The following is a 21,437-nucleotide window of genomic DNA, read 5'->3' as shown; positions in this document are numbered from 1 at the left end:
CTCGACAACCCGTTCGGCACGAGGTTGTCACCCATGTCTTAGGTACGACCTGTTACCTATGTCTCCGGTCTGGACACTGGGGCGCTGGTGCCGCAAGAGGGATTCGAACCCCCGACCCCGTCATTACGAATGACGTGCTCTACCAACTGAGCTATTGCGGCGAACCCTGCCGGGGCCCGCGCGAGGCCGGTCCCGATACGCGCGCTCCTGATATCGGGCGGGGCCCGAATTGGCAAGGTGGAGCCGGCTCCCAAATGCCACTCAGCCGCCCCAGCGAGACCAGAATCCGCGCCAGCCGCCGGCCTGGGCCTTTGCTTGGTCCCTGGGCGTGCCGATTTGTTCCGTAAATTCATCGCTCGGGCCCTCGTCGTCGATCCCGGGATCATCCGGGGCGCGGACGATCGGGATGACGGCGGGAATAGGTGCTTGCGTGGGCTTGCCAAGGTCGGCGCGGGTCCGGAACACCGGCGTCGCGGCTACCGGCGATGATTCGGCGATCTCAGGGGCCGGTTTGACCGGCTCGGCTGGCGTGACGGCCGGCTCTCCCTTTGCCGCTTCGTTGGCAGTTTCCTCGGTGGTTTCCTTGGCGTCCTCCTTGGCTTCAAGAGGCGGCGAATTGTCCTGCGCAGCAGGCACCGGATCCGGCGCCATGACAGCCGGTTCCGCCGGGCTTTCGCTCGGGGCCGCCGTCACCCGCTTCGGCGGCGGAGCCGCCAGCATGGCTTCCTCGAAGGCTGAGGATTCGATCATCGCGCCCCTGTCGGAAGGAAGACTGGCGACCGGCGTTTGCCACTGGAACGCGTCGAGGCGACCGGTGACCGGGGAAACCGGACGCCAGCGATCGCTGACATAACCGTCCGCGGTCCAGGCTGGATCATGGCGGGCGCGCACCGCGCGCAAAGTCCAGGCGCGGGCCCGGCCGCCGTCACCATGCTCGGTGCGCTCGATCTCCGCCATCAGCAGCGCCACGCGCTGGGTCGGATCGTTGACGTAAGGCGCCAGCACCGCGCGCGCACGGGCGAACTCGGACGCGGCGATCGCGGCGCGCGCGATCGCCAGCTGGCCCTCGACATAACCAGCCTTGTCGGCAGGAATTTTGGCGGCGAGCGTCTCGACCCGCTGCAAGCGCTGCCGCGCGGAATCGCCGAGCTTCACATGCGCATAGGCATCCGCAAGATCAGGATGCGGATTGGCGAGCCAGGCAGTTTCCACCAGCTTCATGGCGCGGCGCACCTGATGCGCCTCGCTCTCGAATTTTGCAGCGAGCACCGCGGCCGGAACCAGGGTCGGCGCGAGCTTGACCGCTTGCATAACGCTCTCGCGCGCGACGTCGCGGTCCATCGTTTCCAATTCCAGCGCGCGGGCGGCGAGCAGCACGCCGCGCTGGCGGCGATAGGCCTGCTTGTCGATCAGGCCCGCGGACAGATTCGAATCGAGGATCGCGAGCGCGCCGCTCCAGTCGCCGCGCGCGCAGCGGAAGCCGAGCACCGCCTGCGAGGCCCAGGTCGAGGACGGCGACAGCTTGATCGCTTCCTCGGCAATCATCACGGCGCCGACCGCATCGTCGGCGCGCTGCGCCTCGATGAACAGGCCGCGCAGACCGAGCAGGCGCGTGTCCTCGCGCTCGGCCATGGCACGGAAGACGCGCTGGGCCTCGTCGCGATTGCCCTCGAGCTGCGCGGATTGCGCATGCAGGAGAAGCGCGAGCGGATCGTTTGCGGCCAGCCGCCGCGCGGTATCGGCGTGGCGACGAGCAAGCGCGGTGTCGCCATGGCCGATCGCAAGCAGGCCGTGGGTGATGGCGTGGCGGCCACGCGCATGACGCTTTTCGTGACGACGGCGGCGCAGACGCCCCGGAGCGCGCCAGGCCATCGTCAGCAGGCTCCAGACCAGCACGACTGCCGCGGCAAAGAGGCCAAGCAAGAACACAAATCTGGGAAGCGTCGTTGTGGCGCGGAAGGCGCCTGCGGTCAGGACGAGGTCGCCAGGCTGATCGGCGACCCAGGCCGCGCCGGCCGCCGCCAGCGCGATCAGGACGAGGAAGAGGACGATGCGAAGCATGACGATCCCTATACGCGCTGATTGTTGCGCGAACCTTTATTGACCAGGCTTGACGAGATCCGCCATGGCGCCGTCGGCGAATTTGCGTGAGGCGGCGAGCGCCGCGTCACGGGCATCGGCCTTGTCGAGCCAGGCTTGCGCCGGTGCACGATCGGCCTCGGGCAGCGTCTTCAACTCGCGCCGTGCCTCGACGAAATCGTTGCGCAACGCAGCCGCCGTCACCCGCGCGACGATGGCGCCGCGATCGTTGCCGACCCCGTCGGTACGCTCGATGCGGACGAGTTTTGACGCCCCTGCCTGAAGGCGCTCGACGATGCCGGTGCCGCTGGCCGGAGCTTCCGCCGGCGGCGACAATTTTGGCACGATGTTGAGGAGCTCGCGACTCAATGCGACCGGCGTCGGAATGCCTGACGATGCAAAGGTGTCGAGCGGCTTCAGCATATCTGGCTTTGCTGCCAGCGACCGCGCGGCGGCGAGCTGCGACTCGAAGGCATCGCCGTGGCGAACGGCGACGTCGAGCAGGGCCGCCGCCACCACATGGCGCAGCGGCTTGTCGTCCATCGTTTTCGCGTCGGCGATCTTCTCGCTTTGCTGTGCGAGTTCCGCACGTTCGGTCTTGCTGGCACGTTCGAGCTGAGCGAGGCGGTCGTTGAGAGCGGCAAGATCGGGCGCGGCAGCGCGCGGCGCCGATGTCGCGTCGTTCAGGGCGCTCGCAGTCTTGTCGGATTGTGCGCGCAGATTGGCGATCTCGCTGCGCAGGCTCGTTGCGGATTTCTCCAGCGCATCGATCCGCGCCACCATGGCCGGATCGGCGGCAGGCTTGCCCGCCTTGGCTTCGACCGCGGCAATGCGTCCGCTTAGCGCGTCGACGGCTGCGCCCGTCACTTGCGGGGCAGCCGGCGGTGCCTGCACCGCGGGCCAGCCCAGCATCCAGCCGACCGCGATCACAATTGCGGCTGCGACAGCGCCGGAGAACGGCGCGATAACCCAAGGCGAAATCGACGGCGATACCGATGCGGACGCAACGGAAGACTCCTCCGCGGCAGGTTCGGGCTGCGGCTCGGCATTAGCTTCTTCGGACTTGTCCTCTTCGGACTTGGCCAGCTCATGCGCGGCCTGTTGGGTCGCTGCCTCAGGCTCGCCCGCCACCTCCTGCGGCTGGGTCGAGACTTCGGTTGCCTCGAGGTCGATGGTGGGCGGAGTCCGCTTGGCACGGCCGGACTGGGGAGCCAATCCTGCGTCTTCAGGCTTGTCGTCGGCCATCGTGACGGTTCCTCACACTTACCTGCCCTGAACGAACGGATCCGATTGCGTCGGATTCGGCCCGACCTCTTACGCCAAACGAGTGCGCAAAGCACGCTCCAAGGTGTCAAATAAGGCATTTTCGTCCGGCGTCGCGGCCACCAGAACCCGCGAGGCACCGGCCTCGCGCAGCACGCCGGCGACGGCCTCGGACAGGCAGCATTGCGGGATCGCCAGAGCCGAGATTTCGACGCCTTCGCCCCGCGCGGCCTCCAGGAAAGCCCGCGCACTGCGCCGGGAGTAGTGCAGCACCGCCCTGATCCCATGGGCGGCAAAGCGCTCACAGACATCGCGCGGCAACAGCTTGATAGGCGCCATACGATAGATCGTCTGTGTGACGACGTTGAAGCCTTCGGCGCTCAGCTCGCCTCCGAGGTCGCGCGACAGATCCGCGCCCGCGAGATAGAGCAACGTGCCCTTTTTCTTCAGCCGCTTGTCGCGCGCGCTCTGCATCACCTTGTCGCGCAGAGCAGTACCGTCGCCGCCGGCGACGATCACCTCGGCAAAGCCGGCATCGCGCGCGGCGGCGGCCGTGTGCTCGCCGACGGCAAACAGCGGCAGCTCCAGCAGACCAAGGTCCTGCAATTGCGGCGCGACGGCACGGATCGCATTGGCCGACGTGACGATGACGGCGCTGTAGCTCGTTTCACTCTCGGCATGGAAGGCGACCGGCTCGAACTTGAGCACCGGCGCGAGCAGCACCACATGACCCCGTGCACGCAGATTTTCCGACGTCGCCTCATTGTCGGGATGCGGCCGTGTGACAAGAATGGACATCGCTTGTGTTCCCGAACCACGTGGCGGTGGCGCTTTCACGAGGAACGGCCGCGCGTGACGATTGCGTTGGCCGACCCCGGAATGCTACCGGACGTACCAGAACTCTGCTTTGCGGATGAGCGCAAGGGGGGTGAGAAGGGCGCAAATTGGATAACAATTCGCCAATGCTGGTACTGGGCATCGAAACCACCTGCGACGAGACCGCCGCGGCGGTGATCGAGCGTGCGCCTGACGGCACAGGCAAGATCCTGTCCAATATCGTGTGGTCGCAGGTCGAGGAGCATGCCCGTTTCGGCGGGGTGGTACCGGAGATCGCGGCCCGCGCCCATGTCGACCTGCTCGACGGCATCATCGACCGCGCCATGACTGAGGCCGGCATCGACTTCGCCCAGCTCGACGGTGTCGCCGCCGCGGCGGGGCCGGGGCTGATCGGTGGTGTCATCGTCGGGCTCACCACCGCGAAGGCGATCGCGATGGTGCACGCCACGCCGCTGGTCGCGGTGAACCATCTGGAGGCGCATGCGCTGACGCCGCGCCTGACCGACGCACTCGAATTTCCCTATTGCCTGTTTCTCGCCTCGGGCGGCCATACCCAGATCGTCGCCGTCACCGGCGTCGGCCAGTATGTGCGGCTCGGCACCACCGTCGACGATGCGATCGGCGAGGCCTTCGACAAGGTCGCGAAGATGCTGGGACTGCCCTATCCGGGCGGACCGCAGGTCGAGCGCGCGGCGAAGAGCGGCGATCCCGCGCGATTTGCGTTTCCGCGGCCGTTGCAGGGACGCCCCGACGCCAACTTCTCGCTATCGGGATTGAAGACGGCGGTGCGCAACGAAGCAAGCCGGTTGGCCGAGATCACACCGCAAGACGTCAACGATCTCTGCGCGAGCTTCCAGGCTGCCGTGCTCGATTCCACCGCCGACCGGTTGAGCGTAGGTCTCAAACTTTTCCGCGAGCAGTTCGGCGCACCGCGCGCGCTTGTGGCGGCCGGCGGCGTCGCCGCCAATCAGGCGATCCGCGACGCGCTGCATGACGTTGCGAGGAAAGCCGGAACACAATTGATCATGCCGCCGCCGGCGCTCTGCACCGACAATGGTGCAATGATCGCTTGGGCCGGCGCCGAACGTCTCGCACTCGACATGACCGACACGATGGAAGCACAGCCTCGCGCGCGCTGGCTGCTCGATGCGAACGCGACGGCACCGACCGGATACGGCAAGACGCGCGCGGGATTCTAGCAATGACAGCGTTCCAATCGGTTGCGGTGATCGGCGCGGGCGCCTGGGGCACGGCGCTGGCGATGGTGGCGGCTCGGGCCGGACGGAACGTGACGCTGTGGGCGCGCAATCCCGAGCACGCGACGCGAATCGCATTGAGCCGCGACAATCCGCGGCTGCCGGGCGTGCGGCTTGCTCCGGATATCGTCGTGACGAGCGATCTGGCCCTCGCCGCGCAGGCGGACATGCTGCTGATCGCGGTGCCCGCGCAGCATCTGCGCGGTGCTGTCAACATGCTCGCCTTGCACCTGGAAAAGCCGGTGCCGATCATTGCCTGCGCCAAGGGCATCGAGCACGGCACCCATAAATTCATGACCGACGTGATCGCCGAGGCCGCGTCCCACGCGCAGCCGGCGATCCTGTCGGGCCCGAGCTTTGCCGACGATGTCGCGCGTGGTCTGCCGACCGCGGTCACGCTGGCGGCGAGGGACGAAGCGCTGGCCAACAGCCTGGTGCAGGCGCTGGGCTCGACGACCTTCCGGCCCTATCACTCCACCGATGTCCGCGGCGTCGAGATCGGCGGCGCCGCCAAGAACGTGCTGGCGATCGCGGTCGGCATCGCGGTCGGGCGCAAGCTCGGCGCTTCCGCCCAGGCCGCCCTCACCACCCGCGCCTTTGCCGAGCTGACACGCCTCGGCCGCGCGCTCGGCGCACGCAGCGAAACACTCACGGGCTTGTCTGGCCTCGGCGATCTGATCCTGACCTGCTCGAGCCCACAATCGCGCAATTTCGCGCTCGGCCTGGCGCTTGGCCGCGGCGATCAGCCGCCCGCCGGCAAGCTTGCCGAAGGCGAATTCACTGCGCCGGTCCTGATCGAGCTCGCGGCTTCGCAAAACATCGAAATGCCAGTATCGGAAGCCGTCGCATCGATCCTGACCGGCAGAAGCACGATCGACGCCGCGATCTCGGGGCTCATGACGCGACCTTTCAAGGCAGAGGAATGAACATGGCGTACTGGCTGGTGAAATCCGAACCATCGGTGTGGTCCTGGGACCAGCAGGTGGCGAAGGGCTCCAAGGGCGAGGCCTGGACCGGCGTGCGCAATTACACCGCGCGCCAGAACCTCGTCGCCATGAAGAAGGGCGACAAGGCGTTCTTCTATCATTCCAACGAGGGCAAGGAGATCGTCGGCATCGCGGAGATCGTCAAGGAAGCCTACCCCGATCCGACCGACAAGACCGAGAAATTCGTCTGCGTCGACATCAAGGCCGACAAGCCGTTGAAGATTCCGGTGACGATGGCGGCGATCAAGGCCGAGAAGAAGCTCGCCGACATGGCGCTGGTGAAATATTCGCGCCTCTCGGTGCAGCCGGTGACGGCCGAGGAATGGAAGCTCGTCTGCAAGATGGGTGGGATGTAGGCTTAGGCACTGTAGCCCGGATGAGCGAAGCGATATCCGGGACTACTGCTGCGATCCCGCATGTCGCTACGCTCATGCGGGCTACGATATCGGAGTTCGCGTCTCCGGCAGCGCAAACACCTCGCATGGCGCGGCAATGCCGCGCAGCGAATGTGATCCGAGCGCGATCAGAGGCATGTCCGTCTCGGCGGCGAGCGCGCCCGACACCAGCACGGTTCTGCCGAGCGGCTTGCACAATCCTTCGAGCCGGCTGGCGAGATTGACGGCGGGGCCGATCGCCGTGAAATCGAGCCGGTTGGCGGCGCCGATATTACCCCACAGCATTTCGCCGAGATGCAGCGCCGCCCCGAACGCGAGTGGCGGCAGACCTTGGGCACGGCGCTCCGCGTTGAGATACGCCATCCCGGCTTCGGCTGCGCTCGCGGCACGCAGAGCTGCATCGCACGCTTGGCGCGGTGACGCCCCGACCACCGGAAAGATCGCGAGCACGCCGTCGCCGATGAATTTCAGCACCTCGCCGCCGAAGGCGTGAACCGCGCCGGCGATCCGATCGAACCAGGCATCGAGCGCCGCGATGACCTCGGCAGGCGGATTGGTTTCCGACAGGAGTGTGAAATTGCGCAGATCGGCATAGAGCAGCGCGGCCTGTATAGTCTCGCCGAGATCGCGCCGCAGGGGTGCCGCCAGCACCCGCTCCGCGCTGCGCTTGCCGAGATAAGCATCCAGCGTCGCGCGCAACGTTGCACGCGCGGCAAGCACCGCAAGGGGCGTCGCGGCAAAGCGCGCGGCCTGGCGCAATTGCTCGGTCTCGTTTGCGCTGAACGGACGCGGCCCGATCCAGCCGAGCAACGGCCCGTCAGGCCGTCCGACCAAATCTTCGTGCACCTCACCGTCCGAGATATCGCGCAGCCAGCGGCGGCCGGCGTCGTTGGGCGGGTCGGGCGCGAGGCCGCCTGGTGCGAAGCCGAGCGCTTCGATCACCCGGCCGTTCTCCGCGCGCCACAACCAGGTCCGCTTCGCGATCAGCGGATGCGGCACCTCGAGCGTCAGGCTGCCTGCCGCAAGCGGCACGCCGTCGGCGACCAGATGTGCGCCGAGGTCCGCGAGCAGGCGGTCGGCCCCGGCGCTATCGGCGGCGGCATCGACAAGCCAAGAGAGCGTCGGAGAGAGGTGCATGGCCCGATCATGACGATGCCAGGCCGTCTTTGTCACGGGCAATCCTTGACGGGCCGCTCGCGCGCCGCCATGTCCCAGTGTCAGCCCAGGGATGATCGCCGATGACCGAACCGTTCATAGTGCGACGCGAGACCCAGATTGCCGCCCCACGTGCCACCGTTTTCGCTTACCTGACCGACCCCGAGAAGATTTTGAGCTGGATGGGGTCCGACGCGACCACGGAGCCGCATCCCGGCGGGCTATATCTGCTCAAAGGCATCGGCCCTCGCGGCGGCGTCGCCCGCGGCGCGTTCCGCGAAGTCGTGCCGGTGCATCGGCTCGCCTACACGTTTGGATGGGAGGGCGGCCAGGAAGTGCCGCCCGGTTCGAGCCTGATCGAGATCGACCTGATCGAACGCGACGGCGGCACATTGCTGCGCATGACCCATAGCGGGCTGCCGACCGAGGAACAGGCTGCCGCCCACGCGACGGGATGGGCGCATTATCTGGGACGGCTCACGACCGCAGCCGCGGGCAGCGATCCCGGTCCCGACAACGGCGTTTCCAACAAGGCGTAACGACGCCGAGGTCAGACCGCCGCGGTCGCCACCACCTGCTGTAAAAGCTGCTCGCGCCTGGCCTGCGAGCGCTGGCCCTTCATGGTCGCGGCGAAGCGTTCGAGGATGCCGTCCTCGAACGCCGTGACGATGGTGTCGTGAACATAGCTCTTGCGGCAGATCGCCGGCGTGTTGGAGAGCTGGTCGGCAGCGCCGCGGATTGCCTCCAGCACCTGCTTCTTGCGCCCACGCTGGCTGGTCGCGGGCGTGATCCGCGACAGCGATTCCACGACGACCGCAGAGGCCATCAGCGTACGGAAATCCTTCAGCGAGATCTTGATGCCGGCGATCTCGCGCAGAAACGCGTTCACCTGCGTGGTGCTGACCGCACGCACGATGCCGTAGGCATCGCGATACTGGAACATGCGCTTGCCGGGAACGCCCTGCAAAATGCCGATGGCGCGCACGAGCTTGGCGGCGTCGCACTCCTTGCGCACGGCCTTGCCGCCCTTCGCCTTGAAGGTCAGCACGAAGCTGTCGTCTTCCAGCGAGACGTTGGACTTCAGCAGCGTAGTGGCTCCGCGGGTGCCGTTGAGACGGGCATAGGATTCGTTGCCGGGGCGGATCGCGGTGCGCGCGATCAGTTCGATGACGGCCGAGAGCGCGAACTCGCGGGTCGGCTCGTCGCCCGACAGGAACGCCGAGACCTTGCGCCGGATCTTGGGCAGCGCGCCGACGAGTTTTTCAAGGCGATGCGCCTTGCGTTGCTCGCGGACCTTCTCCCAATCGGCGTGATAGCGATATTGCAGCCGGCCCGCGGCATCGCGTCCCACCGCCTGGAGATGCGTGCTTGGATCGGCCGAGTAGCGCACCTCGCGATAGGCCGGCGGCACCGCCATGGAATGCAGCCGCCGAATGGTGCGGGGATCGCGGATGTGGACGCCGTTGTGCCGCACGAAGGAATAGCCCTTGCCGCGCCTGATGCGGCGGATGGTCAGCTCGTTCTGGTCGCCGAGCCGCAGGCCCAGTTCCTTGGCAAGGGCCTCGACCGTTGCCCCAGGGGCCGCGTCGAACACTTTTTTCGGGCTGGGGCGGCCGGAACCGGCCGGTTTCGGCCATTGTCCCAGGGCTTTGGCTAGCGCAATGGCTGCAGGATCGGCTGAAGCGGGCCGCAAAGTCCCGAGATTCTGCTGATCCATCATAGTCTTATGCCTTAGCCCTGTCTGTTATCGGTCAATGCCGCTGTTCTGATTTTCGTTCCAAGGGGTCTCGTTGGACCCGGGTTGGCCATTTAGGGTGTTCCGAACCGCATTGCGAGTCCCGAATCAGTGAGAGACGGTTTCTAAATACCTCTGCTGGGTGCATGGCGCTCTGCGCGGGCCCATTCCGACGATCTGGGTAAAGACCCGAAAGCCGCCCGTTGCCCTGTTTCAAAACTGCGACAGTCGCAAGAAGCGGCTTGATCCTCCGCATGGCAGGCTGCTCGCCGAAGGTCCAGCTTGTGCACCTTGTCGGGTCCGGTTAGCCCGACGCATAATCGGTGCAACGATCAAGTCGGCTCGCCAGTGGTCTGTGCTCGGCTTGCCGTATGTGGAGGGAAACATGTCCGAGAAGATCTACGACGTCCCCGCGGAATGGGTGAAGCGCGCCTGGGTCGACCAGGCCAAATACAAGGACATGTACGCCCGCTCGATCTCGGACCCGAACGGTTTCTGGGCGGAGCAGGCCAAGCGCATCGACTGGATGCACGCTCCGACCAAGATCGAGAACGTCTCCTTCGCGCCCGGCAACATCTCCATCAAATGGTTCGAGGACGGCGTTCTCAACGTCGCCCATAATTGCATCGACCGGCATCTCCACAGCCGCGCCAACCAGACCGCGATCATCTGGGAAGGCGACGATCCCTCACAATCCCGGCACATCACTTACAAGGAGCTGCACGACGAGGTCTGCCGGATGGCCAACATCCTGCGCACCCGGAACGTCAAGAAGGGCGACCGTGTCACCATCTACCTGCCGATGATTCCGGAGGCGGCCTACGCGATGCTGGCCTGCGCGCGGATCGGCGCGATTCACTCCGTGGTGTTCGCCGGCTTCTCGCCCGACAGTCTCGCCCAGCGCATCAACGACTGCCAGTCCAAGGTGATCATCACCGCGGATGAGGGCCTGCGCGGCGGCAAGAAGGTGCCGCTGAAGGCCAATGTCGACGCGGCGCTCGCCAAGGCAGACGGCGTCGACTGGGTCGTCGTGGTCAAGCGCACCGGCGGCGCGGTCGAAATGAATCCCTCGCGCGACCTCTGGTATCACGACGCCGCCAAGATGGTGACGACCGAGTGCCCGGTCGAGCACATGCACGCCGAGGATCCGCTGTTCATCCTCTACACCTCGGGCTCGACTGGCCAACCCAAGGGCGTGCTGCACACCTCCGCCGGCTACCTCGTGTTCGCCGCGATGACGCATCAATACGTCTTCGACTATCACGACGGCGATATCTACTGGTGCACCGCGGACGTCGGCTGGGTCACCGGCCACAGCTACATTCTGTACGGACCGCTCGCCAACGGGGCGACCACGCTGATGTTCGAAGGCGTGCCGAATTACCCGGATAATTCGCGATTCTGGAACGTCATCGACAAGCACAAGGTCAACATCTTCTACACCGCGCCAACCGCGATCCGCGCGCTGATGCAGAGCGGCGACGCGCCCGTGAAGAAGACCTCGCGCGCCAGCCTGCGCCTGCTCGGCTCGGTCGGCGAGCCGATCAATCCGGAAGCCTGGGAGTGGTATCACCGCGTCGTCGGCGACAACCGCTGCCCGATCGTCGATACCTGGTGGCAGACCGAGACCGGCGGCATTTTGATCACGCCGCTGCCCGGCGCCACGAAGCTCAAGCCGGGCTCGGCGACGCAGCCATTCTTCGGCGTGATGCCCGAGATCGTCGATGCCGACGGCAACGTGCTGGACGGCGAGACATCAGGCAATCTGTGCCTGACGCGGTCATGGCCGGGCCAGATGCGCACGGTCTATGGCGACCACGCCCGCTTCGAGCAGACTTATTTCTCGACCTACAAGGGCAAGTATTTCACCGGCGACGGCTGCCGACGCGATGCCGACGGTTATTACTGGATCACCGGCCGCGTCGACGACGTCATCAACGTCTCCGGCCACCGCATGGGTACCGCCGAAGTCGAAAGCGCACTGGTCGCGCATGAGAAGGTGTCGGAGGCCGCCGTGGTCGGCTTCCCGCACGATATCAAGGGCCAGGGCATCTACGCCTATGTGACCCTGATGGCCGGCATCGAGCCGACCGAGGATCTGCGCAAGGAGCTCGTCACCTGGGTGCGCAAGGAGATCGGCCCGATCGCTTCGCCCGACCAGATTCAGTTTGCACCGGGTCTGCCAAAAACGCGCTCCGGCAAGATCATGCGCCGCATCCTGCGCAAGATCGCCGAGGACGAGCCGGGCAGCCTGGGCGATACCTCGACCCTGGCCGATCCCGGCGTGGTCGACGACCTCGTCAAGAACCGGCAGAACAAGAAGTCGGCGTAAGGCCGTCTCCCGTGCCCCGGACGCAGCGCAGCGCGCATTTCGCGGTGCGCTGCAGAGCCGGGGCCCATGCAACGGCAGACTCTGAGGCTTTCTGGGTCCCGGCCCTCCGTCGCACCGCTTCGCGCTTCGCCGCGTCCGGGACACGAGACCCATCCCCGCGTTAGCGCTCCCCCGAACAACGGTCGTTCACATCCTCACGCACTTGTCAGGCCGCGCCCCGGCGGCCGGGCATCTTTCCCGCCGAGTGTTGTTTTCAGGTCATTTACTTTGTTTCGAACATTTCCTTTGTTCCCCCTGCTGGCTGGCCCTTGGCGGCCGTGCGTGGAAACCATCCGGTTAACAAGCGCGGTTAAGAATGTCCCCTGACAAGGACTTGCAACAAGGACTTGGCGAGCCAGCGATTGCCGGTTTTGCGTAATTTTGGACGGTCCGTTCGGGGCAGGGGGAAAATCGATGTCGATGAGGATTGCTGTGGCGCTGGCCGCCACCGTCGGGGCTGGGGTCTTGATGTCGACGGCGGCGCAGGCGCGGCCGGAAATGGTGGGGACGCACCTGGCCGACTATTCGCCGGGCACCATCGTGGTCAAAACCAACGAGCGTCGGCTCTATCTCGTCCTCGATAACGGCCACGCCGTGCGCTACCCGGTCGGCGTCGGCAAGTCCGGCAAGCAGTGGGCCGGCACCACCCGCATCGACGGCAAGTACCGCAATCCGGCCTGGTCGCCGCCTGCCGAAGTGAAGCGCGACAAGCCGAGCATCCCGGACGTTATCCCGGGCGGCTCACCGCGCAATCCGATGGGCGTCGCGGCGATGACGCTGTCCGGTGGTGAATATGCCATTCACGGTACCAACGTGCCGGGCTCGATCGGCGGCTTCGTCTCCTATGGCTGCATCCGCATGCTCAACGACGACATCACCGATCTCTACAGCCGCGTCTCGGTCGGCACCACGGTGGTCGTGACGCGCTGATCGCCGGCATCGGGGTGAGACGGCAAGAGCCGCGTCTTTCGACGCGGCTTTTTTGTCACCAGAAGCGCCAACTCCGCGCGCACCAGCCGTCGCGATGGCCGCCATTGTAGCTCCGCGCGTAGCCGCCGGCGAGCAACGCCGCCGAGACATTGGCCGTACGTTTCGTCGCGACGTCAGCGAGAACGCGTCCGTATTTGTCAGGTCCGAGATTGGTAATCGTCACGCCACCTTGCCCGAGCAGATCGCGCAATGCGCGGGCCGCGGCTTCGGCCTTGTCCAGTTCCTCCTGGCAGGAGGCTTTCATCTCGGGTGCATCGATGCCGCGCAGGCGAACGCGCGCGACGAGGTCGCGGCCACCCTGCTGATGCACGCGCGCGAGAAAGGTGTCGCCGTCGATGGTGCGGATGACGTCGACGGGCTGGCGAGCATCGGCATTGCCAGATTGCTGGAGGATGATCTCGGCTTCCTGCGACCGGCCGTCGGCGCCATGCGGAACGGGCCAGTTCGGCCCATGCCGAAAGGTGAGCGCGATCGCCACCACGACGCCGACCACGAACATCCACGGCAACAGCCCCGAGAAACGGCGACCGAAAGGCGAGCCGCCGAACTGCGGCCGATAGGCATTGGGACGATCCTGGAAACGCATCATTGCAGGCTAGGGCTGAGTCGGGGAAGCCGGCAAGGCACCTTCAAGACACCATCGGATGCCGACTTGGTGGTCCGTCGCCTGATCGTGGTCGCGGAAGTCCGGAACGTTGCTCCGTAGAATCGCACCTATGCGCGCCACGCTGTTCCGAGCACTCTCCAATCGATACCTCCTGTAGTTGTACGGAGTTTGATCTTCAGCCGTTGTTTAGTATTAAGGCCGAGTACTCGGTATGCGTGTGGGGGAGCGGTAAGCATGGCATCGTTCAAGTTTCGCATCGGTACAAAGCTCGGATTGACCGCGAGCGCGGGGGTCCTTCTCGTCGGTGGCATGCTTGCCAACCAGCTCGTCCGCAACGAGCAGATCGCGGATCTGAGCCGGCTGGTGGTCATCAACACCGCCAACAAGGCCAATGCCCAGGGGGCCGAGCTCGCAGTGACCCGGGCACGCCTCGCCATAGCGGAAATCGGATCCGCATCCTCAGCCGAGGGTCTCGGCAAACATCTCGAAACGTTGCGCGGCTCCATCGCCGCTGCCACAACCGAAATGGACGCCGCATTAGAGCGGTCCAGGCGCGCCGAAGCCAAAGAGCTCTGCCGCGAGGTCAAGATCCTGCTCGAGGCCTCTCTGAAGGCCGGCAACGATCTTGGCGAGGCACGTCGCACCGCCGTCACCGAATTCGCCGCAGCAAACCAGATCGAAGAGGCCTGGAACAAGGCTATCGAGAAACTGCTGGCCTCGCCTGCACTCGTCGCATGGCAGAGCCGCCTCAACACCGAGGTGGCGTTGCATGAGGCCGACGCCTTGTTCAAGGCGGTCAGCGCGGCCGATTGGCATTTCACGGCGACCGGCGACGTCGCGCAGAAGGACCATATCGCCGGACGGGCCGACGCCATGATCCGCGTTCTCAAGCAGGTTCGTCAGTCCGCCGGCGACAAGGATATCGCTGATGGAATCGACGCGCTCGCCGGGCTCGCGGGGCGCTACAAGGCGGCAACCGGCACAGTCATGAAGGCGGAGGAAGCGAAGAGGCGCATTTTCGACGAGCGGGTGCTTCCGGCCGCCAGGGAAATCACGACGCGTGTCGACAAGCTGGTCGCCGCCAACAATGAGTTTATGGCTCTGCGGCAGACCCAGCTCGTCACCGCGCTGGAGCAGGCCACCCAAGTCAGCCTGATCGTCGGCGTCCTCGTGATCCTGGTCCTGGCCGGCTCGGCGCTATTTTCGGTGCTGAGCATCGCCCGGCCCATCCGCCGCATCGGCGACGTGCTGCTGCAGCTCGCCGGAGGCAACAAGGCCGTCGAGATTCCCTACACCTCCCGCGGCGACGAAGTCGGCGACAATGCCCGTGCGGCAAGCACGTTCAAGGACAATCTGATCCGCATCGAGCAGATGGAGGCCGAGCAGAAGGATCAGGAGGCCGCAGCGACCGCCCGACGCAAGAACGAGATGATGAGGCTCGCCAACGCGTTCGAGGATGCGGTCGGCGGCATCGTCAACTCGGTTTCGATCGCTTCACAGCAGCTCGAATCCGCCGCCGGCACGCTGTCGGGAACGGCCGAAGAGACCGAGCAGCTTTCCGGAATGGTGGCCGCAGCTTCAGAGGAAGCATCCGCTAACGTCGGAGCCGTAGCATCCGCTGCCGAGGAAATGAGCGCGTCGGTCGTCGAGATTGGCCGTCAGGTCCATGATTCCAGCCGCATCGCCGGCGAGGCGGTGCAGCAGGCCGAGCGCACCGACGCCCGGATCAATGAATTGCTCAAGGCCGCAGGCCGGATCGGCGACGTCGTCAAATTGATCACTGCGATTGCGGAGCAGACCAACCTTCTGGCGCTCAATGCGACCATCGAGGCCGCACGCGCCGGCGAGTCCGGCCGTGGGTTTGCCGTGGTGGCCAGCGAGGTCAAGGCACTCGCGGCCCAGACCGCGCGTGCCACCGACGAGATCGGCGCACAGATTGCCGGCATGCAGACCGCGACGCAAGATTCCGTCGGCGCCATCAAGGAGATCGGTACGACCATCTCCAAGATTTCGGACATCTCGACCACCATTGCTGCCACCATCGAGGAGCAGGGGGCTGCAACCGCCGAGATCGCACGCAACGTCAGCGAAGCCGCCAAGGGAACGGTCGAGGTCGCTGACAAGATCGCCCAGGTCAGTCACGGCGCCAGCGCCACCGGTTCGGCGTCGACGCAGGTGCTCGCATCCGCGCGCTCGCTCTCGACCGAGAGCGGTCGCCTCAAGGACGAGGTCGCAAAGTTCCTTGACACGGTGCGGGCCGCCTGAGGCGCCGCAAATCATGCGGCCGACCTGAGGCCGGCCGCACGCCACTTTCCGACCCGTCCATCAATCAACGGCTTTGGGAGGCCCCCACGCCGAGCCCCCGCTCGCGCCTGGGTCAAACATGGCAAATGGGGGATTGAGCGATGATCATCAGCATTGTCGGCGGCGGCGCAACCGGCATCACGATCCTGCGTCATCTGGCGGAGCTCGCCACATCGGGACGAGACCACCACGCGATCAGCGGAATTCAGCTCTTCGATAAATCCGGCTTCGATGGTGGGACGGCCTATCGCACGCAGAGCGATCGCCACCTGCTCAACATGAAGGCGTCGACGATGTCGATCCGTCCGGGCGATCCGGAGGAGTTTCTGCGCTGGCTTCGGGTCCGCGGTCTCAGCTGCCACGGCAACAAGCATCTGCCGCGGATGGTCTACAGGGACTATCTCGACGCAGTGCGACTGGCCGCGATCGCTCAATGCCGCAGCGCCGGTCTGTCCGTCCATGTCGAAGATGCCGAAATCGTCCGCATGCGGCTCTCGCCGGATCGCGATGTCTTGCTGACGACCGACCGCAACATCACGCATATCTCGTCTTTGCTGGTCCTCTGCACCGGTCACAACGCGCCCGACGATCACTACGGTCTCACAGGAAACCCGAACTATCTCCGCGATCCCTATGCGCAATTCACCTTCGCGGATCGCGACGGCTTCGAGATCGGTATCCTCGGAAGCGGGCTCAGCGCGGTCGACACTGCAACGGCGCTAGCCAAGACCCACCAAGCCGTCAGGATGACTTGCCTCTCCAGAAGCGGCCTGTTTCCCACGGTGCAGCCGGCGACTGTTCCCGCAACCACGAACGACTTCCGCGACGCGCTGCATCGCTATGTGACCAGCCGTGAGCGGATCGAGGCCGACGGCTTTGCCGCCCGTCTGTCCGAACTGCTGCTGGAGACCACCGGGATTCGCTGCGACCTGTCATGCCGGAACGTCGATGGCGACGCACTGAGCGATCTCGAGCGCAACATCTTGCGAGCTGAAACCGGCGATCTCAACGTCCACTCCTATCTCGTCAGCGTCATCGACGTGATGTGCGACGCCTGGAGCCGGATGAGCGATGCCGAGAAGATGCGTTTCATGGACCTCTATAATTCCGGCTGGCTTCGCAACCGTTCGGCGATGCCGCTGGAGAACGCGATCCGTATCCGCGACCTGATGCGGTCGGGCAGGCTCTCGGCGCGCGCCCGGCTACGCAGGGTGACCGCCATTGACGGCCGATTTCGCGCGATCCTGGGCGAGGGCGATCATCACGACGTCGATTGCGTCATCGACGCGACAGGACCGTCCTACCGGCCGGATGCCAGCCCGCTCTATCAGGACATGCAGCGACAGGGGCTCATCGCCTTCGACGCGCTCGGCGGGATTCGCTGCGGCTACGACGACAGTCGTGTCCACGACCGCCACGGCACACCTCATCCGAACATCTATGCGGTCGGTGGCCCCACCAAGGGTACACACTTCTACGCCGCCGCTGTCGACGTCAACATGCGCCGCGCACAGATCGTGGTCGATTCGATCCTCAACCCGAAAGGTCCGAAGATGAGCACCATCACGACGTCAGTCGAAGAAACCGACCGCCTTGCCGATCTGGTCCGCCGCGACGATCCTTCGCTCGATACGATGGTGCTCGCGCCGGACGGCAAGTATCAGACGCGGCCCGCCGCGCTGGACGAATTGATGTGGGAGGTGAGGGACTGGCTTGGCGAGGCGTTCCGGCACTGGGCTCCGGAGGACTTCCCGACGCTCTACTGCGCATGGGGGCGCTGCCGCGTAGGTTCGACCGCGCTCACCAACCTCTTCGGCGTCGCCGGGATGCCCTCCTATTTCCAGCCGGTGAAGGCAATCCTGCGCCATCGTCTCGTCGGAAACGCGGGGGAGCCCTGGGCCGTGCCGGTCGCGGCGGAGCAGCCGCACGTCTTCAGCAAGGAAATGGCGGGGCCCTATGTATTGGCCGAAAGCCTGTTCCTGCCGCTGCTGCCATTGATCGAGGCCGGCTGGCCGGCAGACAAGCTCCACATGATCATGCTCGACCGCGATCCCGCCAGCTCACTCGCATCGTGGCTGGAGAAATGGTCGGACCGCGTTCCGGAGGACCGGCTGATCCAGAACTACGTCATCTCCACGCTGAACGCCCTTCGCGTCGAAAGCTACGCAAGGCGGCAGGGTGTGGCCGTCACCCGCTACGTCTATGAAGCCAGCAAGGACGCGACCGGCTCGGTGCGAAAGCTGTTCGACCGGCTCGGCCTCGGCGCCCGCTTCACCGAGAGCGCCGTCACCGATTGGCGGGAGCGCGGGCAGATCGAATCGAAGGGTTCGGGCGTCACCTTCCTCAGCGAGCCCAAGGTCTACACCGTCGTCGGCCTTCATGGATCGGACACCGCCTACCGCTATCGCGGCCGCAAGACGGCGTCACTGAGCGATGCCCAGCTGGCGGTCATCGAACGCTACGGCATCAACGACATCTACCGCGCCTCGGTCGCGGCCTGCGTCGACGACCTCTCGCTGGACGCCGACACTGCGATGCGCCTGTTCGGCGACCGCCTGGGCACGGCCGCATGACCGCTCAGATCGATTCCGCGATAGAGGCGCCAGTGCGCGGCGCCTCCGATCAACCCGCGGCGCGCCACAGCGTCACCAGTCATCTCCAGCGCCTGGAGGCGGAAAGCATCCACATCCTGCGGGAGACGGTGGCCGAATTCCGCAAGCCTGTGATGCTGTATTCCATCGGCAAGGACTCCTCCGTGCTGCTGCATCTGGCGATGAAGGCATTTCATCCCGGCAAGCCGCCGTTTCCGCTGCTGCACGTCGACACGACCTGGAAGTTCCGCGAGATGATCGCGTTTCGCGACCAGCGCGCACGCGATCTCGGCCTCGATCTGATCGTCCATACCAACGACGACGGATTGAACCAGGGCATCGATCCCTTCACCCACGGCTCGGCCCGTTACACCGACGTCATGAAGACGCAGGCATTGCGGCAGGCGCTCGACCTCCACGGCTTCGACGCCGCGATCGGAGGCGCGCGACGCGACGAGGAGAAGGCGCGCGCCAAGGAGCGCGTGTTCTCGCACCGGAGCGCGGCGCATCGCTGGGATCCGAAGAACCAGCGGCCGGAGCTGTGGAGCCTGTACAACACGATGCTCGCGCCCGGCGAGAGCATGCGGGTGTTTCCGCTGTCGAACTGGACCGAGCTCGACGTCTGGGATTACATCCTGCTCGAGGACATCCCGATCGTTCCGCTCTATCTGGCAGCTCCGCGCCCGGTGGTCGAGCGCGACGGCGCGCTAATCATGGTGGACGATCAACGGATGCCGCTGCTCGCAGGCGAAGAGCCGCGATGGCGCTCCGTCAGGTTTCGCACCCTTGGCTGCTATCCCCTCAGCGGCGCGACGATCTCGACGGCGGCAACTCTGCCCGAGATCGTACGGGAGATGATGGCATCACGCACCTCGGAACGGCAGGGACGCATGATCGACCGGGACAGTCCCGCATCGATGGAGCGCAAGAAAGCGGAGGGCTACTTCTGATGTCCTATCACGAGGCCCCCACGATCGCCGCAACCGACGTGCCGCGGCTCGAACAGGACGACGATCGTCCGACGCTGCGTTTCGTCACCTGCGGCAGCGTCGACGACGGCAAGAGCACGCTGGTCGGCCGCCTGCTCTACGATTCGAAGACGCTCCTCGACGACCAGCTCGACGCGCTCGCCTCGGAAAGCAAAACGTCCGGCACCACCGGCGGCGATCTCGATTTCGCTCTGCTGGTCGACGGTTTGCAGGCCGAGCGCGAGCAGGGCATCACGATCGACGTCGCCTACCGGTTCTTCGCCACCAAACTGCGGCGCTTCATCGTCGCCGACACGCCCGGGCATGCGCAGTATACGCGCAACATGGCGACCGGCGCCTCTAACGCCGATCTCGCCGTGGTGCTGGTCGACGCCCGCAAGGGCGTGATCACGCAGACACGGCGCCACAGCCACATCCTGTCGCTGCTCGGCATCCGCCACGTCGTGCTCGCCGTGAACAAGATGGATCTGATCGGCTTCGACGGGGACCGCTTCGCGGCCATCACCGCCGAATATCTGACCATGGCCGGTCAACTCGGGATCTCCCAGGTCCAGTGCATCCCGGTCGTTGCGCCCGACGGCGACAACATCGTCGCCGCGAGCGCGCGGATGCCCTGGTACGCCGGGCCGACCGTCACGGCCTATCTGGAATCGGTGGACGTTGCCGGCGACGTCTCGCAGCGGCCGTTCCGGCTGCCGGTGCAATGGGTCAACCGGCCTCATGCGGAGTTTCGCGGCTTCTGCGGGCGAATCGCCAGCGGTACGATCGCGACCGGCGAGAGCATCGCCGTGCAGCCCTCGGGCCGTCGCACGAAAGTCGCGCGCATTCTCACACCCGGCGGCGAGCGCGACCGGGCTGTGGCGGGCGATTCGGTGACGCTGACTTTGGCGGACGAGATCGACGTCAGCCGCGGCGACGTGCTGACGGCAGGACCCGCGCCCCTGATCTCGGATCAACTGGCCGCCCATCTCGTGTGGTTCGATGACGAGGCCATGGTCGCGGGCCGGCGCTATTTGCTCAAATGCGGCACGGCCTCGACCGGCGCGGTGATCACGACGCTCAAGCACCGTGTCGCCATCGACACCATGGCGCTGGAGAGCGCCGCCACGCTCGATGCCAACCAGATCGGCTACGTCCATTTCAGCCTCGACCGTCCGCTGGTGTTCGAGGCCTATCGCGACGACCGCGACATGGGCAGCTTCATTCTCGTCGATCCGATCAGTCACCGCACGGCTGCCGCGGGGATGATCGACCTGTCGCTGCGGGCGGCCACCAATATTCATTGGCAGCACCTTGCGGTGGATAAATCCGTGCGGTCACGGCTGAAGCAGCAGCGGCCCTGCGTGCTCTGGTTCACCGGCCTCAGCGGTGCCGGCAAATCGACGATCGCCGATCTCGTCGACCGCAGGCTTGCCGAACTCGGACGCCACGCCGCGCTGCTCGACGGCGACAATCTGCGCCACGGCATCAATCGCGACCTCGGCTTCTCCAGTGCGGAGAGGATGGAGAACGTCCGGCGCGTCGCGGAGATCGCAGCGCTGTTCGTCGATGCCGGCATGGTCGCGCTGGTCGCGCTGATCTCACCCTTCCGCAGCGAGCGCGAGCTGGCCCGCCAGCGGGTCGAGGCAGGCGAGTTCATTGAGATCCATGTCGCGACCCCGCTCGCCGAATGCGAGCGCCGCGATCCGAAGGGACTCTATCGCAAGGCACGGGCAGGGGAGCTGAAGGGTTTCACCGGCATCGATGATCCCTACGAGGCACCGCAGGCGCCGGAGATCACCATCGACACCTCGGAACTGTCAACCGAGGCGGCCTGCGAACGCATCATCCGCTATCTCCGGGAGCATGATTATCTGTAGCGGCCGGGACCGGTCTTGCC

Annotated in this window: 16 protein-coding genes and 1 tRNA gene; 10 read left to right on the top strand and 7 right to left on the bottom strand. The window is 65.7% G+C overall.

Going from position 1 to position 21,437, the window contains the following annotated elements:
- Positions 1 to 85 precede the first annotated feature (85 nt).
- The 4 genes from AC0L3K_RS33160 to AC0L3K_RS33145 form a co-directional block, all read right to left on the bottom strand.
- Positions 86 to 161, bottom strand: a tRNA-Thr gene (locus AC0L3K_RS33160).
- 100 nt (positions 162 to 261) lie between these two features.
- The gene (locus AC0L3K_RS33155) at positions 262 to 2,061 is read right to left on the bottom strand and encodes a heme biosynthesis HemY N-terminal domain-containing protein (RefSeq protein ID WP_473367600.1); all 1,800 of its coding nucleotides are present in this window, start codon (positions 2,059 to 2,061) and stop codon (positions 262 to 264) included.
- A 36-nt stretch (positions 2,062 to 2,097) separates the two neighbouring features.
- Positions 2,098 to 3,324, bottom strand: coding sequence for a COG4223 family protein (locus AC0L3K_RS33150; protein ID WP_473367599.1), 1,227 nt, complete (start codon positions 3,322 to 3,324; stop codon positions 2,098 to 2,100).
- 69 nt (positions 3,325 to 3,393) lie between these two features.
- Positions 3,394 to 4,140 carry a uroporphyrinogen-III synthase gene (locus AC0L3K_RS33145; protein WP_473367598.1) on the bottom strand — a complete coding sequence of 249 codons (747 nt, stop codon included), beginning with the start codon at positions 4,138 to 4,140 and terminating at the stop codon, positions 3,394 to 3,396.
- Positions 4,141 to 4,304: 164 nt separating this feature from the next.
- Here AC0L3K_RS33145 and tsaD point away from each other — a divergent pair, with 164 nt between their 5' ends.
- From tsaD to AC0L3K_RS33130, 3 genes are read left to right on the top strand one after another with little or no spacing between them, the layout of a single operon-like run.
- The gene (tsaD, locus tag AC0L3K_RS33140; protein WP_473367597.1) at positions 4,305 to 5,378 is read left to right on the top strand and encodes a tRNA (adenosine(37)-N6)-threonylcarbamoyltransferase complex transferase subunit TsaD; all 1,074 of its coding nucleotides are present in this window, start codon (positions 4,305 to 4,307) and stop codon (positions 5,376 to 5,378) included.
- A 2-nt stretch (positions 5,379 to 5,380) separates the two neighbouring features.
- Positions 5,381 to 6,361 carry an NAD(P)H-dependent glycerol-3-phosphate dehydrogenase gene (locus tag AC0L3K_RS33135; protein ID WP_354200363.1) on the top strand — a complete coding sequence of 327 codons (981 nt, stop codon included), beginning with the start codon at positions 5,381 to 5,383 and terminating at the stop codon, positions 6,359 to 6,361.
- 2 nt (positions 6,362 to 6,363) lie between these two features.
- Positions 6,364 to 6,777, top strand: a complete 414-nt coding sequence (locus AC0L3K_RS33130; RefSeq protein WP_354200362.1) for an EVE domain-containing protein — start codon at positions 6,364 to 6,366, stop codon at positions 6,775 to 6,777.
- Positions 6,778 to 6,858: 81 nt separating this feature from the next.
- Here the strand turns inward: AC0L3K_RS33130 and AC0L3K_RS33125 are convergent, their stop codons facing one another.
- Positions 6,859 to 7,953, bottom strand: a complete 1,095-nt coding sequence (locus AC0L3K_RS33125; protein ID WP_473367596.1) for an adenylate/guanylate cyclase domain-containing protein — start codon at positions 7,951 to 7,953, stop codon at positions 6,859 to 6,861.
- A 101-nt stretch (positions 7,954 to 8,054) separates the two neighbouring features.
- Here AC0L3K_RS33125 and AC0L3K_RS33120 point away from each other — a divergent pair, with 101 nt between their 5' ends.
- Positions 8,055 to 8,510: an SRPBCC family protein gene (locus AC0L3K_RS33120; RefSeq protein WP_354200360.1), complete on the top strand. Its 456-nt coding sequence runs from the start codon at positions 8,055 to 8,057 to the stop codon at positions 8,508 to 8,510.
- An 11-nt stretch (positions 8,511 to 8,521) separates the two neighbouring features.
- Here the strand turns inward: AC0L3K_RS33120 and AC0L3K_RS33115 are convergent, their stop codons facing one another.
- Positions 8,522 to 9,691: a DNA topoisomerase IB gene (locus AC0L3K_RS33115; RefSeq protein WP_354200359.1), complete on the bottom strand. Its 1,170-nt coding sequence runs from the start codon at positions 9,689 to 9,691 to the stop codon at positions 8,522 to 8,524.
- Positions 9,692 to 10,091: 400 nt separating this feature from the next.
- Here AC0L3K_RS33115 and acs point away from each other — a divergent pair, with 400 nt between their 5' ends.
- On the top strand, positions 10,092 to 12,038 hold the full coding sequence (gene acs, locus AC0L3K_RS33110; protein ID WP_473367595.1) for an acetate--CoA ligase: 1,947 nt from the start codon (positions 10,092 to 10,094) through the stop codon (positions 12,036 to 12,038).
- Between the two features lie 453 nt (positions 12,039 to 12,491).
- On the top strand, positions 12,492 to 13,007 hold the full coding sequence (locus AC0L3K_RS33105; RefSeq protein ID WP_007598677.1) for a L,D-transpeptidase: 516 nt from the start codon (positions 12,492 to 12,494) through the stop codon (positions 13,005 to 13,007).
- Positions 13,008 to 13,062: 55 nt separating this feature from the next.
- Here AC0L3K_RS33105 and AC0L3K_RS33100 read toward each other — a convergent pair whose 3' ends face one another.
- Positions 13,063 to 13,656, bottom strand: coding sequence for a thermonuclease family protein (locus AC0L3K_RS33100; RefSeq protein ID WP_219681866.1), 594 nt, complete (start codon positions 13,654 to 13,656; stop codon positions 13,063 to 13,065).
- A 252-nt stretch (positions 13,657 to 13,908) separates the two neighbouring features.
- On the opposite strand from AC0L3K_RS33100, the gene AC0L3K_RS33095 reads away from it, so the two are divergent.
- The 4 genes from AC0L3K_RS33095 (at position 13,909) to cysN (ending at position 21,417) form a co-directional block, all read left to right on the top strand.
- Positions 13,909 to 15,939, top strand: coding sequence for a methyl-accepting chemotaxis protein (locus AC0L3K_RS33095; RefSeq protein ID WP_473367601.1), 2,031 nt, complete (start codon positions 13,909 to 13,911; stop codon positions 15,937 to 15,939).
- A gap of 140 nt (positions 15,940 to 16,079) precedes the next feature.
- Positions 16,080 to 18,551 carry an FAD/NAD(P)-binding protein gene (locus tag AC0L3K_RS33090; protein WP_473367594.1) on the top strand — a complete coding sequence of 824 codons (2,472 nt, stop codon included), beginning with the start codon at positions 16,080 to 16,082 and terminating at the stop codon, positions 18,549 to 18,551.
- Positions 18,548 to 19,519, top strand: a complete 972-nt coding sequence (gene cysD, locus AC0L3K_RS33085; RefSeq protein ID WP_473367593.1) for a sulfate adenylyltransferase subunit CysD — start codon at positions 18,548 to 18,550, stop codon at positions 19,517 to 19,519. Before AC0L3K_RS33090 ends, cysD begins: the two co-directional genes overlap by 4 nt.
- Positions 19,519 to 21,417 (top strand): sulfate adenylyltransferase subunit CysN, encoded by a 1,899-nt coding sequence (gene cysN, locus AC0L3K_RS33080; RefSeq protein ID WP_473367592.1) that lies wholly within the window; start codon positions 19,519 to 19,521, stop codon positions 21,415 to 21,417. Before cysD ends, cysN begins: the two co-directional genes overlap by 1 nt.
- Positions 21,418 to 21,437 lie beyond the last annotated feature (20 nt).

This window comes from Bradyrhizobium sp. MI1.10 (genome assembly GCF_055811035.1).
The sequence above is the reverse complement of the archived record's forward strand: the minus strand, read 5'-3'. Positions and strand labels throughout refer to the sequence as shown.